Source organism: Burkholderia sp. KCJ3K979 (assembly GCF_016759955.1).
Lineage (GTDB): Bacteria > Pseudomonadota > Gammaproteobacteria > Burkholderiales > Burkholderiaceae > Burkholderia > Burkholderia orbicola.
Genome location: NZ_JACFYV010000192.1, coordinates 1 through 12,846 on the forward strand (window position 1 = coordinate 1; position 12,846 = coordinate 12,846).

At 68.0% G+C, this 12,846-nt stretch carries 14 protein-coding genes; 5 read left to right on the plus strand and 9 right to left on the minus strand.

The features are described 5' to 3' along the window. The coding region (locus H3O04_RS28260) for an HAD family hydrolase (protein WP_202588926.1) at nucleotides 1–142 on the minus strand (142 nt) is incomplete at its 3' end. A gap of 248 nt (nucleotides 143–390) precedes the next feature. On the opposite strand from H3O04_RS28260, the gene H3O04_RS28265 reads away from it, so the two are divergent. Both H3O04_RS28265 and H3O04_RS28270 read left to right on the plus strand, forming a co-directional pair. Further along, entirely contained in the window at nucleotides 391–699 is a 309-nt protein-coding gene (locus H3O04_RS28265; protein ID WP_011547377.1) for an ArsR/SmtB family transcription factor, read from the plus strand. A gap of 81 nt (nucleotides 700–780) precedes the next feature. Then, nucleotides 781–1,842, plus strand: a complete 1,062-nt coding sequence (locus H3O04_RS28270) for an alkene reductase (protein WP_011547376.1) — start codon at nucleotides 781–783, stop codon at nucleotides 1,840–1,842. 62 nt (nucleotides 1,843–1,904) lie between these two features. On the opposite strand, the gene H3O04_RS28275 is transcribed toward H3O04_RS28270, so the two are convergent. Genes H3O04_RS28275 through H3O04_RS28285 form a run of 3 tightly spaced genes read right to left on the minus strand, consistent with a single transcriptional unit; the run spans nucleotide 1,905 to nucleotide 5,618 of the window. Beyond that, nucleotides 1,905–3,185, minus strand: coding sequence for an MFS transporter (locus H3O04_RS28275; protein WP_202588927.1), 1,281 nt, complete (start codon nucleotides 3,183–3,185; stop codon nucleotides 1,905–1,907). Between the two features lie 13 nt (nucleotides 3,186–3,198). After that, nucleotides 3,199–4,371, minus strand: coding sequence for a porin (locus tag H3O04_RS28280; protein ID WP_011547374.1), 1,173 nt, complete (start codon nucleotides 4,369–4,371; stop codon nucleotides 3,199–3,201). Nucleotides 4,372–4,430: 59 nt separating this feature from the next. Beyond that, entirely contained in the window at nucleotides 4,431–5,618 is a 1,188-nt protein-coding gene (locus H3O04_RS28285) for a M20 aminoacylase family protein (protein ID WP_011547373.1), read from the minus strand. 46 nt (nucleotides 5,619–5,664) lie between these two features. Here H3O04_RS28285 and H3O04_RS28290 point away from each other — a divergent pair, with 46 nt between their 5' ends. Next, complete coding sequence (locus H3O04_RS28290; protein WP_229278349.1) at nucleotides 5,665–6,651, plus strand: LysR family transcriptional regulator; 987 nt, start codon at nucleotides 5,665–5,667, stop codon at nucleotides 6,649–6,651. Nucleotides 6,652–6,679: 28 nt separating this feature from the next. Here H3O04_RS28290 and H3O04_RS28295 read toward each other — a convergent pair whose 3' ends face one another. Then, nucleotides 6,680–7,207 (minus strand): GNAT family N-acetyltransferase, encoded by a 528-nt coding sequence (locus H3O04_RS28295; protein ID WP_011547371.1) that lies wholly within the window; start codon nucleotides 7,205–7,207, stop codon nucleotides 6,680–6,682. Between the two features lie 119 nt (nucleotides 7,208–7,326). Between H3O04_RS28295 and H3O04_RS28300 the strand changes: the two genes are divergently transcribed. Beyond that, complete coding sequence (locus tag H3O04_RS28300; RefSeq protein WP_202588928.1) at nucleotides 7,327–8,283, plus strand: alpha/beta hydrolase family protein; 957 nt, start codon at nucleotides 7,327–7,329, stop codon at nucleotides 8,281–8,283. Here the strand turns inward: H3O04_RS28300 and H3O04_RS28305 are convergent, their stop codons facing one another. Continuing rightward, nucleotides 8,284–9,204, minus strand: a complete 921-nt coding sequence (locus tag H3O04_RS28305; protein WP_202588929.1) for a phosphatidylinositol-specific phospholipase C — start codon at nucleotides 9,202–9,204, stop codon at nucleotides 8,284–8,286. It abuts the gene before it with no gap. A 6-nt stretch (nucleotides 9,205–9,210) separates the two neighbouring features. On the opposite strand from H3O04_RS28305, the gene H3O04_RS28310 reads away from it, so the two are divergent. Further along, nucleotides 9,211–10,233 carry a LacI family DNA-binding transcriptional regulator gene (locus tag H3O04_RS28310; protein WP_202588930.1) on the plus strand — a complete coding sequence of 341 codons (1,023 nt, stop codon included), beginning with the start codon at nucleotides 9,211–9,213 and terminating at the stop codon, nucleotides 10,231–10,233. Between the two features lie 32 nt (nucleotides 10,234–10,265). Here the strand turns inward: H3O04_RS28310 and H3O04_RS28315 are convergent, their stop codons facing one another. The 3 genes from H3O04_RS28315 to H3O04_RS28325 form a co-directional block, all read right to left on the minus strand. After that, nucleotides 10,266–11,126 (minus strand): carbohydrate ABC transporter permease, encoded by an 861-nt coding sequence (locus H3O04_RS28315; protein ID WP_077178816.1) that lies wholly within the window; start codon nucleotides 11,124–11,126, stop codon nucleotides 10,266–10,268. After that, complete coding sequence (locus H3O04_RS28320; RefSeq protein WP_202588931.1) at nucleotides 11,123–11,992, minus strand: carbohydrate ABC transporter permease; 870 nt, start codon at nucleotides 11,990–11,992, stop codon at nucleotides 11,123–11,125. Before H3O04_RS28320 ends, H3O04_RS28315 begins: the two co-directional genes overlap by 4 nt. 40 nt (nucleotides 11,993–12,032) lie before the next feature. Then, nucleotides 12,033–12,846: extracellular solute-binding protein (locus H3O04_RS28325; protein WP_202588932.1), on the minus strand; the 814-nt coding region annotated here is incomplete at its 5' end.

Genomic DNA, 12,846 nt, shown 5'->3' on the forward strand with positions numbered 1-12,846 from the left:
GCCCGATTACTGCGCGGATCTGCGCGGGCGTCGGACCGGTGGCGCCCAGCTGATGCAATGCGTACTCGGTGCATTCGATGATCGCGGCGGACGAATCCGCCAGCGTCAGGTCGAAATCGAATATGACGGCCCGAACGGACATGAAAGGACTCCGTAAACACAACGAACAATGCCGCGTATGTTACGCGCTGCGGCGGGACGAGATCGTCGACACAACGACGTGAGACCGGCGGCTGCGGGGAAGGCGTGTCGTCCGGCACCCATCCGGCCCCGATCAGCACAAGCTATCAACCCCATTGCCGGCAGTGCTTTCAAACATATCGCAAAAATCCGATATAAGATTCGCCTATCGACGATACCCGTTTGCCTGACCGAACACCCAGCCTTTCCATGCCGACCGAACTCGACATCGACGCGATCCTGAAAGCGCTCTCGAACCCCGTGCGCCGGGAAATCCTCGTCTGGCTGAAAACGCCCGGCGAGCATTTCCCGCAGCAGACGCTGCCGTACGAACACGGCGTCTGCGCGGGCCAGATCGACGCGCGCTGCGGGCTATCGCAGTCGACCGTCTCCGCGCACCTCGCGACACTCCAGCGCGCGGGGCTCGTGACGTCGACGCGGATCGGCCAATGGGCGTTCTTCCAGCGCAACGAGGCCGTCATCGACGCATTTCTCGACGCCCTGCGCCGCGAACTCTAGCCAACGGCCGAACCGGCCATGCGGGGCGCCATCGCACATGACGCGACGGCTCCCCCGCCTTTCGTGAAGAGGTTATCTGCCATGCCCACGCTGTTCGATCCCGTTACCCTCGGCGACCTGACCCTGCCGAACCGCATCGTGATGGCGCCGCTCACCCGCTCCCGTGCAGGCGCGGCGCGCGTGCCGAACGCACTGATGGCGCGCTACTACGCCGAGCGCGCGTCGGCCGGCCTGATCATTACCGAAGCGACGTCGGTCACGCCGCAAGGCGTCGGCTATGCCGACACGCCGGGCATCTGGTCCGACGAGCAGGTCGAAGGCTGGAAGCAGATCACGCAAGCCGTGCACGCGGCCGGCGGGCGCATCGTGCTGCAACTCTGGCACGTCGGCCGGATCTCCGATCCGATGTTCCTGAACGGCGACCTGCCGGTCGCGCCGAGCGCGATCGCCGCGGGCGGCAACGTGAGCCTCGTGCGCCCGCCGCGCCCGTTCGTGACGCCGCGCGCCCTCGAACTCGACGAAATTCCGGGCATCGTCGCCGCATACCGCAAGGGTGCAGAAAACGCGAAGGCTGCGGGCTTCGACGGCGTCGAGATTCACGGCGCGAACGGCTACCTGCTCGACCAGTTCCTGCAGGACAGCACCAATCGCCGCACCGACGCGTACGGCGGCCCGATCGAGAATCGCGCGCGCCTGCTGCTCGAAGTGGTCGACGCGGCGATCGACGTGTGGGGCGCGGGCCGGGTCGGCGTGCACCTCGCACCACGCGGCGACGCGCATACGATGGGCGACTCCGATCCGGCGGCAACGTTCGGTTATGTCGCGCGCGAACTCGGCCGCCGCAAGATCGCGTTCATCTTCACGCGTGAATCGTATTCGGGCGACCAGTTGAGCCCGCGCCTGAAGGAAGCGTTCGGCGGCCCGCTGATCGCGAACGAGCAGTTCACGCTCGACACCGCGCAGGCCGCGCTCGCGAACGGCAGCGCCGACGCGATCGCGTGGGGCAAGCTGTTCATCGCGAACCCGGACCTGCCGCGCCGCCTCGAAATCGGCGCGCCGCTCAACAAGCCGGTACCGGAGACGTTCTACGCGGAAGGCGAAACGGGCTACACCGACTACCCGGCGCTGAGCGACGCGGCCTGACGGTAGACGACACGCGCGGCGCACGGGGCGCCGCGCCCTTCTCGTCGCCTGGGCACGCCGCGTCAGCGTGCCGTTTCCTCGCGAAACAACGCCAGACCGACGAGACTGGCCAACCAGCCGGCGAGCACGTACCAGGCCGGCGCATAGAAGCTGCCCGTCGCCCGCCACAGCGCGCTGACGATCAACTGCGCGAAACCGCCGAAAATCGTCACGCCCAGCGCATAGATCATCCCGAGCGACGTCGCACGGACTTCCGGTCGCAAGGCTTCGAGAATCATCACGAAGCCCGCGGGGCTCGACAGCGTCATCAGGCCGATCAGCACGACCACGACCGCCAGCACGGTGACGACCGACGGCCACGTGCGCATCGCATGAAACGCCGGTAGCACCAGCGCCGTCGAGATCGCGCACACCGTTCGCAGCATCGGCTTGCGGCGACGCAGGCGGTCCGCGAACCGGCCCGCGAACGGCGAGCCGACCAGCATCACCGCGCCCGCCGTGCAACCGGACAGCAACGCGACGGAAGCCGGCATGCCGAGCGTCAGCGTCAGGAACGACGGCAGGAAAAACACGATCGTATACATCGTCGACGTGCCGCCGATCACGAGTAACGTGCCGGCCGCGACCTGCCGCCAGGGAATGCGACGGCTGACACGCGGCGCGCCGGCTGCCGGATGCGGCAGCGTGTCGTCGAGATGGCGTCTCAGATAAAACCCGACCGGCCCGATCAGCAGGCCGAGCACGAACGGTACACGCCAACCCCAGCCTTGCAGCGCATCGGACGGCAGCCAGCGGGACAACGTCAACGCGACGAGCGCGCCGGCGAGCGCCGCACCGCCCTGGCTGGCCATCTGCCAACTCACCAGTTCGCCGCTCCGGCGGGCGCCGCCCGACTCCATCAGCAACGTCGTCGCGGCCCCGACCTCGCCCCCTGCCGAAAAACCCTGCAGCAGTCGGCCGATCACGATCAGCAGCGGCGCCGCGATGCCGATCTGCGCGTAGGTCGGCGCGAATCCGATGATGCCGGTGCCGAGCGCCATCAGCGCAACGGTCAGCACCAGCGCGGGCTTGCGCCCGACGCGGTCCGCATACGCGCCGATCGCGACGCCGCCGAGCGGCCGTGCGACGAAACCGACGCCGAAGGTCGCGAGCGACAGCATCAACGCACCCGCATCGCTGGACGCCGGAAAGAACAGCCGACCGATCAGTACAGCAAAGAAGCTATATACGGTGAAGTCGAAGAATTCGAGTCCGTTGCCGAGTGCAGCCGCGGCGACGGTCCGCCGCATCGCGCGTCGCGCGTCGATGGTCTGCGCGGCAGCCGCGCGATTCAAGGTGCTCATCCGATGCCCTCGTTCAGAAGTTGTGATACATGCCGAGCGACATCGTCACGGGCGTCATGCCGGTGCGCGGCGTCGTGCCGCCGGGCTCGGTCGGCAACGGATTGCCGTTCAGCAGAACGGTCGACATCCCGTAATTGCGGATGAACCCCGTCCGCGCGTAGAGGCCGGTACGTTTGGACAACAGGTAGTCGTAGCCGAGCATGACGCCGAGCGCCGAATCCTTCGCCGGCCGGCCGGCGGCATCGCGCACGCCCGACGTATCGCGATAGACGATCGACGCGCGAACCGCATTCACGCCGAACGGCACGATCGTGCCGAGGGTGTACACGCGTGCGATCCCGTCGCCGGCAAGTTTCGGCGCATATTGATTGAACGACGCGGACAGCACGAGCCGCCCGGTGTCGTAGACGGCGCCAAGCCCGTACAGGTCGTTGCGTACCGTGCTCGCCCCGTTGACGCCCCACACCTGGTTGTAGCTCGCCGCCAGATAGGTCGTGCCGTTGTACCACTGCAGCAGCGCGCCCTGCGCGGACGCGGCCGGCGCGCGCCCCGCGACGTTGCTGGGCGCGTACATCAGCATCAGCGTCGTGGTGCCGGCCACGATCGGCGTCCGATAGGTGATCGCGTTGTCGACGCGCGCCGGCAGTTGTGTCGCGCCCGGTCCGAGGTCGCTGTTGTAGCCGACGCCGCGCGCCGTCTGCACGGCGGCCGCGCCAAGCCACGTGTACACCGAATTGGTGCCCACGGTGCCGAACACGTCGATGAACAGCGGCAGCCCCGTGCCGATCTGCTTGCCGAGCCGCAGCCGGCCATAGCGGTCGGACATCAGGCCGATCCACGACTGCCGGTTAAAGAACGATTGCGTATCCTGCTGCGCGCCGTTGTTCGCGAGAAAACCGCTTTCGAGATTGAATTCGGCGCGCCACCCGCCGCCGAGATTCTCGCGCCCGAAGAAGCCGAATTTCGACGTCCACTCGCCGCCGCTCTGGGTCTGCCACGTCGACCGTCCACCCACCGACTGGTAGTTGATCCCCATGTCGACCGAGCCGTACAGCGCCACGCCCTCCTTCAATCCGCCGTTGAACTCCGGCACCGCCGCAAGCAGTACGTCCTGATACGGCACCGCGCAGGCACTTCCGGCGCCCAGCGCCAGGCACGCAGCGCCCCATGTCAGCCTCTTCTTCATTCGTTTTCCTTATTTTCAGAGAGAAAATTCCGAATTGCCGCGCTTGGCGGACGCGCTCGTCAGGCCGTGCCCAGGAAGCGTTCCACGATGCCGACGAAATAGGCGGCGCCCCAGCCGAGCGCGTCGTCATTGAAGTCGTAGCCCGGGTTGTGAACCGAGCAGCCGCCGTGCGAATCGAGTCCGTTGCCGAGCATCACGTAGCAACCCGGCACGCGTTCCGTCATCCACGAAAAATCCTCGCTGCCCATCACACCGTCGGCAAGCAGCGTGAGCCCACCGGCGCCGGCCAGCGCCGTGATCGTCTCGACCGCGAGATCCGCGGCGGCGGCATCGTTGACGACCACGCGCGAGATGGCTTGATAGTCGACCTGCGCAACGGTCCCGTAGGCCCGCGCCTGCGCGTCGGCGATCCGGCGAATCCGCGCCTCGACCTCGTCGCGCGTGGCCGCGTCGAGCGAGCGGACCGACAGTTGCAGCGTCGCGGTCTCCGGAATCACGTTCGGGGCCGTGCCGGCATGGAACGTACCGACGGTCACCACTGCCGCCTTGGCGGGATCGATGTTGCGGGCGACGATCGATTGCAGCGCGGTCACGATGTTCGCCGCCGCCACGATCGGATCGCTCGCGTGCTGTGGCATCGCGCCGTGCCCGCCCTTGCCCGTCACGGTGATCGTTACCGAATCGGACGACGCCATCATCGCGCCGTAGCGCAACGCGAAATGACCGACCGGTACGCCCGGCGCGTTGTGCAGCGCATAGACGCGCTCGCAGGGAAATCGCTCGAACAGGCCCTCCTCGATCATTCGCCTCGCGCCGCCGAGTCCTTCCTCCGCGGGCTGAAAGATCACGTTCAGCGTGCCGTCGAAGCGCCCCTGTGCGGCCAGATGGTGGGCGGCCGCCAGCAGGATCGCGGTATGGCCGTCGTGACCGCAGGCGTGCATCGTCCCGGCAACCGTGCTCGCATGGGGCAGGCCCGTTTCTTCCCGGATCGGCAACGCGTCCATGTCGGCGCGCAAGCCGAGCGTGCGCGACGACGTACCGCGCCGCAACCGGCCGACCACGCCGGTGCCACCGATGCCGGTCGTCACGTCGTAGCCCCACTCCGCCAATTGGGCGGCGACGATCCGCGCGGTGCGTGTTTCGGCAAACCCGAGTTCCGGGTGGGCGTGGATGTCGCGTCGAATCGCGACGAAACGGGGGGCGGCTTCACGGATCGCCGCGAGCGTCGGGGCAAGGTCCTGCGTCATGTCTGGCTCCATTGGATCGGCTGCATCGCAACCGTTGCAGGCCAGTATGGAGAGACGCATCGGGTCAAAAAACACATCAATTTTGATACGGATAAGATTTGGTTATATCCTCCGCATCATGAAAACCCACCAATTGCGCGCGCTGGTCGCGGTGGCCACGGCGGGCAGCATCAAGGCTGCCGCGAAAACGCTGCACGTCAGCCAGCCGGCCGTCAGCAAGGCGATTCAGGAACTGGAAGGCGAATTCGGCGTGGCGCTTCTCGAACGCAAGCCGTGGGGTGTCGTGCCGACGCCGGAAGGCGACGTATTGCTCGGCCGCGCGCATGCGGTCGTTCGGGAGCTCGAGCGGGCGCGCGACGACATCGCGCATCTGAAAGGGCTGCGCGAAGGCAGGCTGGTGCTCGGCTTCACGCCGATCGTCGCGGTTACGGGGTTCGCGCACGCCTATGCCGAATTTCGGCGCCACTGGCCGCATGTCGAGTGCGAACTGCGCGAACTGTCGTTCAACCAGTTGACCGAGCAATTGCACAGCCGGACCCTCGATCTGGCGTTCGCGGCCATCACCGGCGAGGTCGCCGAGTCCGCCGACGTGAAGCCGATCCGCACCTTCGACACCGCGTTCGTCACCCGCGAGAACGGGCGTTTCGCCGGTGCGACATCGCTGGACGCGCTACGCGATGCCGAGTGGGTCCACACCGATCCGAGCGACAATTTTCCGGCGCACATTCGCGACCTCCATGCGCACGCCGGCCTGCCGGCGCCGCGCTGCATCACGCGCTGCACGTCGTATGCGCTGTTCTACAGCCTGCTGCTCACGACGGATGCGATCTTCTCGTGGACCCGGCATTCGCTGTCGGAAACCGTGTTCGGCCAGGCGCTCACGCCGCTCCCGCTGCCGCTGTCGCCGCCACCGCTGCAGCTCTACCGGCTCACGCCGCCCGGCCTGCAACTGACGCGCCCCGCGACGGATTTCCTCGCGTACATCGAAGCCGCGTTCGCGTCGCGTTCGTTCGGGAGCGGCACGCGGCGCTGACTACGCCGGAATCGGTCCGCACCGCGCATCAGGCCACCACAGCGCGTCGCATGAACACGCGCCGCGTTTCGTCGAGACCGAGCGCGACGTGGTGCGCGCGGATTGCGCGCAGCGCGTCGTCGAGTGCCGTATCGTCGATGATCCGGAAACCGAGGCGCGCGTAGTACGGTGCATTCCACGGCGCGTCACGGAACGTCGACAGCACCACCTGCTCGACGTGCTCCCGCGCCGCGCGCGCGATCACCTGTTCGATGAGACGCGCGCCGATCCGCTGCCCTGCGTGCGACGGCGCGACATCCAGTTCCTCCAGATACAGCCGCTGCGCATCGAGCAGCCGGTAGAACGCGAACCCGACGCACGTGCCTTGCGGATCGACCGCCACATAGGCGCGACCGTCGTCGATCCGCACGAGCACGGCGGCCGCATCGGTCGGCTCGCCGTCGGCGATGTCGGCCATGCCGATCTCGCGAAAACGCTGCGCGGCGGCGACTTCCACGGCGGCCATCGCGGCCGCGTCTTCCCGCGTGGCGGGGCGAATCAGGATCGGTGCAGGCATGACGGCAATTCAGGGCGGCAGTCGGGAACGGCGGTCACTATAATCGAAACCTCAGACGTTTCGAACGATCGGGTGAGTCGCTACGGCGGCCCGCCGCGCCCCTTGCCTCGGGAATCGACATGAAAAACCGGCTGCTGGCTGCCCTGCTCTGCCTGTCCGCCACGGTCGCGCATGCGGCGGGCGTCAAGTTTCTTCGGATTCCTGCCGACGCGGCCGGCCCCGAGTTGCGCGCGATGGTCTGGACGCCATGCGCGGACGCCACGCAATCGCTCACGGTCGGCCCTTACACACTGAAAGGACGTCGAGACTGTCCAACCGCCGGCGACAAGCTGCCGCTCGTCGTGATCTCGCACGGCCATGGCGGCTCGTTCCTCGGCCACCACGATCTGGCCGAAACGCTCGCCGATGCGGGGTACGTCGTCGCGGCGATCAACCATCCGGGCGACACGTTCTCCGACATGAGCCGCGCGGCCGATCTGCAGGAATTCGTCGAGCGCCCGGCCGACATCAAGCGCCTGGTCGACTACATGCTCGGTCACGCGCCGGATGCCGCGCACATCGACCCGGCACGCATCGGCTTCTTCGGCTTTTCGCGCGGCGGCTATACGGGTCTCGTGCTGGCCGGCGGCAATCCGGATTTCGCGCACGCGCCGGTCGCCTGCCCCGACCCGGCCTGGCCGATCTGCAAGCAAATCCTGGCCGGCGACCTGCCGAAGGCGCCGCTGACGCACGACCCGCGTATCAAGGCCTACGTGCTGGCCGATCCACTCGACGAATTCCCGACCGCCGACACGCTGAAGAACGTCCGCGCGCCGATCCAGCTCTGGGCATCCGAGGCAGGCGGCGACGGCGTGACGCCGGATACGGCGCCCGCGCTGGCCGCGCTGCTGCCGCAACGACCCGAATTCCACGTCGTGCCGAATTCAGCGCATTTTGCGTTTCTCGCGCCGTGCCCCGAGCAGTTGGCCCACGACGCGCCCGACATCTGCACGGACGCCAAGGGATTCGATCGCACCGCGTTCCACGCATCGCTCGACGCGAAAGCACTCGCGTTCTTCAACGCGAATCTTCGCTGACTAACAGCGAAACGCCTTGCGCCAGGCGCCCTGCTCCGGCGTGTGAGCGTTGCATTCGATCAGCGCGCGCACCAGCGCCCAGTCGTCGTCATCGCAGAAATCGAGCAGCATCGCGCCGTACGGGCCGGGCTGCTCGCGCAAGCGCTCGGCCAGCCGCGCATGAATGCCCGGCACGCGGCCATCGCCGTGTGCGACCACCGACGGATTCGCGCCCATTCCCGTGCCGCTGCAGAAATTGAGCGCCCATCTGCCGCTATCCGGCAGCGGCAGGTGCATCAGCAACGCGTCGATCGCGCGCCACTTCCATGCGATCGACGCGGCCACCGGCACGCGGTATTCATCCTGAATGACGAACGCGCCGTCCGGATGGTCGATCGTGAACGTCGCGTTGTCGGGCCACGCGGTCAGGTCGATGCCGAGCGGCCGGCCGCTGCGAAAGCGCCGCAGCAGCACGACCGTGCCGCGCACGTCGCCGAGTGTCGGCAGCGTGCCGCCGGCATGCCAGCGCAGTCGTAGATGCCGCGCGCGATGCGCGTCGAACGTCGCATCGAAACCGCGCGTGCAGGCATGCGCCGGCCACTCGTCCTTCACCGACATCACGATGCATTCGCGCGGATGCGCATCGAGAAACTGCGTACACGTTGCCAGCACGTCGTCGAACGTCATGCCGAGCGCGATGCCGCCGTGATGGATGTCGAACGCATCGCGCACGTGCCGGCAACGGATGTCGAGCAGCCGCACGCCATGCGCGAGCTGCGCGTCGAGCGGCGCACGCTGCGTGCGCACCAGCGAATCGTCGACCGTATACGCACAGGTGTCATGGCTGCCCGGTAGGGTCAGCGTATGCAGCGGCCGCGCGTCGTCGAGCGCCGACATCCAGTCGGCAGGCGGCATGCACGTATCGTGGCTCGAAGGGATCATGAATCGATGAATGACAAGGAAAGAAAACCGTGGGTGACGGCGTCGGATGTCGCGGCGCGGGCCGGCGTCTCGCGCTCTGCAGTGTCGCGCGCGTTCTCGCCGACGGCAAGCATCGCGCCGCAAACGCGCGAGCGCGTGATGGTCGCCGCGCGTGCGCTGGGCTACCAGGTCAACCTGATCGCGCGCGACATGATCACGCAGCGCAGCAGCATGATCGGCGTCGTGACGGCCGGATTCGAGAACCCGTTCCGCGCGCGGCTGCTGTCGGACCTGATGGCCGCGCTCGGCCAGCGCGCGCTCACGCCGCTCGTGACCAATGCGGAAGATCCGCGCCAGGTCCGGCAATCGCTCGAACAACTGCTCAGCTACCGGATAGCGGGCCTCGTGATGACGTCCGCGTCGCCGCCGCTGTCGGTCGCGCAGCAATATCTCGAACACCGGATTCCGGTCGTGATGATCAACCGCGAAGCGAACCTGCCGGGCGCCGATGTGGTCGTCAGCGACAACGCGGCGGGCGCCACCCACGCCGCGCAGCGGCTGGTGCGGGCCGGCGCGCGCCGGCTTGCGTTCGTCGGCCCGCGTGGCGCGAGCTACAGCGCGCGGTCGCGCGCCACGGCGTTCGAGCAGGCGATCGGGCAACGCGACGCATTCGACGCGACGCTCGCGCAGATGATCGACACACCGTCCGACACGCATGCCAGCGGAATCGATGCAGCACGGCAACTGTTCGCGGCGCGCGAGCGGCCCGACGGTGTGTTCTGCTCGTCCGACCTGCTCGCGCTCGGCGTGATCGACGTCGCGCGTGGCGAATTCGGCTTGCGCGTGCCGGACGACCTGCGCGTGATCGGCTTCGACGATATCCCCGCCGCCGAATACGATGCGTATCGGCTCACGACGCTGCGACAGGACACGCGCGGCTTCGCGCATGCGGCGATCGACCTGCTCGCCGACCGGATGCAGACGTTCGACGGCCCGTCGCGTACGCGCGTCGTGCCGGTCACGCAGGTGGTGCGGGACAGTTGCGCGTGACGACATAGGACGGAGCGCGGCCAAGCCGCGGGTCACTTCAGCCCGCCCGCGAAGCCGCGCAACAGATAGCGCTGCACATAACCGGCCACCGCGAGCGTCGGCAGCGACGCCATCAGCCCCGCGCTCATCAGGTCGCCCCAGTCGATGCCGTTCTCCGTCACGTAGCCGGCGATCGCGAGCGGCAGCGTGAAGCGGCTCGGCGTCGACACGAACAGCAGCGCGATCAGGAATTCGTTCCATGCGGCGATGAACACGAAGATCGCGGTCGCGATCAGCCCCGGCGCGCACAGCGGCAGCACGATCTGCACGAGCCGCCGCGCGAGCCCCGCGCCGTCGATGCACGCGGCTTCCTCGTATTCGATCGGGACGTCGCGCACGAACGCGAGCAGCATCCAGATCGCCATCGGCAATGCGTAGATCTGATACGCGAGCATCAGGCCGAGCGTCGAATCGAGCAGGTGCAGCCGCTTCGCGAGCGCGAACAGCGGCACCGCGATCGTGATCGGCGGCATCAGCTTCAACGCCAGCACGAGCACCAGGAACAGCAGGTCGAGCCGCGCCGGAAACCGCAGCCGCACGAGCGCGTAGGCAGCCGGAAACGCGAGCGCCAGCGCGAGCAGCGTCGTGCCGAAGCCGACCAGCAGCGAATTGAACAGCGGCGCGCCGATCCCGTTCGACCACACCGACGCGAAATGCTCGAAGGTCGGCGCGGCCGGCCAGATCCGCAACGGATGATCGAGGCGTTCGAGCGTCGGCATGAAGGCCGCGCCGGCCATCCACAGGCACGGCAGCAGCAACAGCGCGAGCGCGACGACACGCAGCGCCCACGGCATCGCGTGATTGAATGCGACGCCCGTGCGGATGCGCGGGATACCCGCGGATCGCGTCGTCATGCGCGCCGCTTGCGAACCGTCTGCCATACGTACCCCGAGACCAGCAGCGCGGACGCCGCGAGCATCAGCACCGACGCGGCGCTCGCCGGCCCGACGTTGAAGAAGCGGAAGCCCGTGTCGTAGATATAGGTCGACAGCGTCTGCGTCGCGTTGCCGGGACCGCCGCCCGTCAGCGCATAGACCTTGTCGAACAGCTTGAACGTGTCGATCGAGCGCAGCAGCAGCGCGAGGCCGATCTGCGGCGCCGCGAGCGGCAGCGTGATGTCGCGCAGGCACTGCCACTCGCTCGCGCCGTCGGTGCGCGCGGCTTCGTACAGCTCCTGCGGGATCGACTGCAGCCCGGCCAGCACGATCAGGAACGCCATCGGCGTCCATTGCCACACGTCGACGAGCGCGAGCGACCACAGCGCGAGATGGGGATCGGACAGCCAGCGCACGCCTTCGATGCCGAACGCCGCGAGCAGCGCGTTCAGGAATCCGTCGAAGTTCAGCCAGTTGCGCCAGATCGCCGAGCACACGAGCGTGGACAGCATCATCGGCAGGATCGCGAGCGGCAGCGCGATGCGGCGACCCGGAAACGCACGCACGAACAGTAGCGCGAGGCCAAAGCCGAGCGCGACTTCGGCGAGCGACGCGACGATCGTGAAGCGCAGCGTGTTGCCGAAGCCGGCCGCGAACGCGTCGTCGCCCAGCACCGCGCGATAGTTCGCGAGCCCCGCGAACGCGCGACGGCTGGCCGAGTAATCGACCCGGCAGAACGAGTCGATCAGCACCTGCGCGACCGGATACAGCGCGAGCGCGGCGAGCACCAGCAGCGCGGGCCCGAGCAGCGCGACGAACGGCAGGCTGCGGCCGAACGCTTTCATGCGCGGCCTCCGGCCACCGGGCCGACGTTGACGTGCGCGATCACTTGCCGGCCGTGGCCGTCGCCTGCGCGATCTTCTGCTGTGCCTGGCGCAGCGCGGCGTCGGGCGCGGCCTGCCCCGTCAGCGCGAGTTGAAGCTGATCGCCGAGAATGCTCTCGACCTGCTGCCAGTCCGTCACGCGCGGCCGCGCACGGCCGGCCTCGAGCGCCTTCAGCTGATCGGGATACCAGCGATACTGGCGCACCAGCGCCGGATCGTTGAACACGCTGCGGCGGGTCGGCGGAATGCCGATGCCGGCGAGGCGCGTCTGCGTATCGCGTGCGGTCAGGTAAGCGAGGAAGTCCTGCGCGAGCTTCGCGTGCGGCGCGTCCTTCGGGATACCCATCTGCCAGATGCCGAGCATCGGCGCCGGGCCGGCGGTCTGTCCCGGCGGCGGCTGCAGCGCGATCTGCCCGACCACGCGCGACTGCTTCGCGTCATCGAGCGCCGGCACCCAGGCGGGCCACACCTCGATCGACTGCGCCGCCGTGCCGCGTTGCAGCGCGTCGCGCACTTCGGCCGCGCCGTATACGTCGACGTCCTTCGGCGCGAACGCCTTCAGCGCAAGGAACGTCTTCAGCGCGGCCTGCGCTTCGCGCGAATCGATCGTCACGTTGCCGGCACGGTCGAACACGTCGCCGCCGTATGCCCACAGGATCGGCAGGAAGCCCGTGACGACCGGGTTGCCCTTCGTGCCGCGGAACACGACGCCCGACACGCTCTTGTCCGCACCGCCGACGGTCTGCGCGATCTTCAGCACATCGTCCCAGTTGCGCGGCGGTTGCAGCTTGTACTTCGCGAGCAGGTCCTTGCGG

Excerpts from the sequence above, each read along its gene's own strand:
- H3O04_RS28320 (WP_202588931.1), bottom strand. The coding sequence starts at position 11,992 with ATGAAAGCGTTCGGCCGCAGCCTGCCGTTCGTCGCGCTGCTCGGGCCC.
- H3O04_RS28315 (WP_077178816.1), bottom strand. The coding sequence starts at position 11,126 with ATGACGACGCGATCCGCGGGTATCCCGCGCATCCGCACGGGCGTCGCA.
- H3O04_RS28270 (WP_011547376.1), top strand. The coding sequence starts at position 781 with ATGCCCACGCTGTTCGATCCCGTTACCCTCGGCGACCTGACCCTGCCG.
- H3O04_RS28305 (WP_202588929.1), bottom strand. The coding sequence starts at position 9,204 with ATGATCCCTTCGAGCCACGATACGTGCATGCCGCCTGCCGACTGGATG.
- H3O04_RS28290 (WP_229278349.1), top strand. The coding sequence starts at position 5,665 with ATGGAGAGACGCATCGGGTCAAAAAACACATCAATTTTGATACGGATA.
- H3O04_RS28300 (WP_202588928.1), top strand. The coding sequence starts at position 7,327 with ATGAAAAACCGGCTGCTGGCTGCCCTGCTCTGCCTGTCCGCCACGGTC.
- H3O04_RS28310 (WP_202588930.1), top strand. The coding sequence starts at position 9,211 with ATGAATGACAAGGAAAGAAAACCGTGGGTGACGGCGTCGGATGTCGCG.
- H3O04_RS28265 (WP_011547377.1), top strand. The coding sequence starts at position 391 with ATGCCGACCGAACTCGACATCGACGCGATCCTGAAAGCGCTCTCGAAC.
- H3O04_RS28280 (WP_011547374.1), bottom strand. The coding sequence starts at position 4,371 with ATGAAGAAGAGGCTGACATGGGGCGCTGCGTGCCTGGCGCTGGGCGCC.
- H3O04_RS28295 (WP_011547371.1), bottom strand. The coding sequence starts at position 7,207 with ATGCCTGCACCGATCCTGATTCGCCCCGCCACGCGGGAAGACGCGGCC.
- H3O04_RS28285 (WP_011547373.1), bottom strand. The coding sequence starts at position 5,618 with ATGACGCAGGACCTTGCCCCGACGCTCGCGGCGATCCGTGAAGCCGCC.
- H3O04_RS28275 (WP_202588927.1), bottom strand. The coding sequence starts at position 3,185 with ATGAGCACCTTGAATCGCGCGGCTGCCGCGCAGACCATCGACGCGCGA.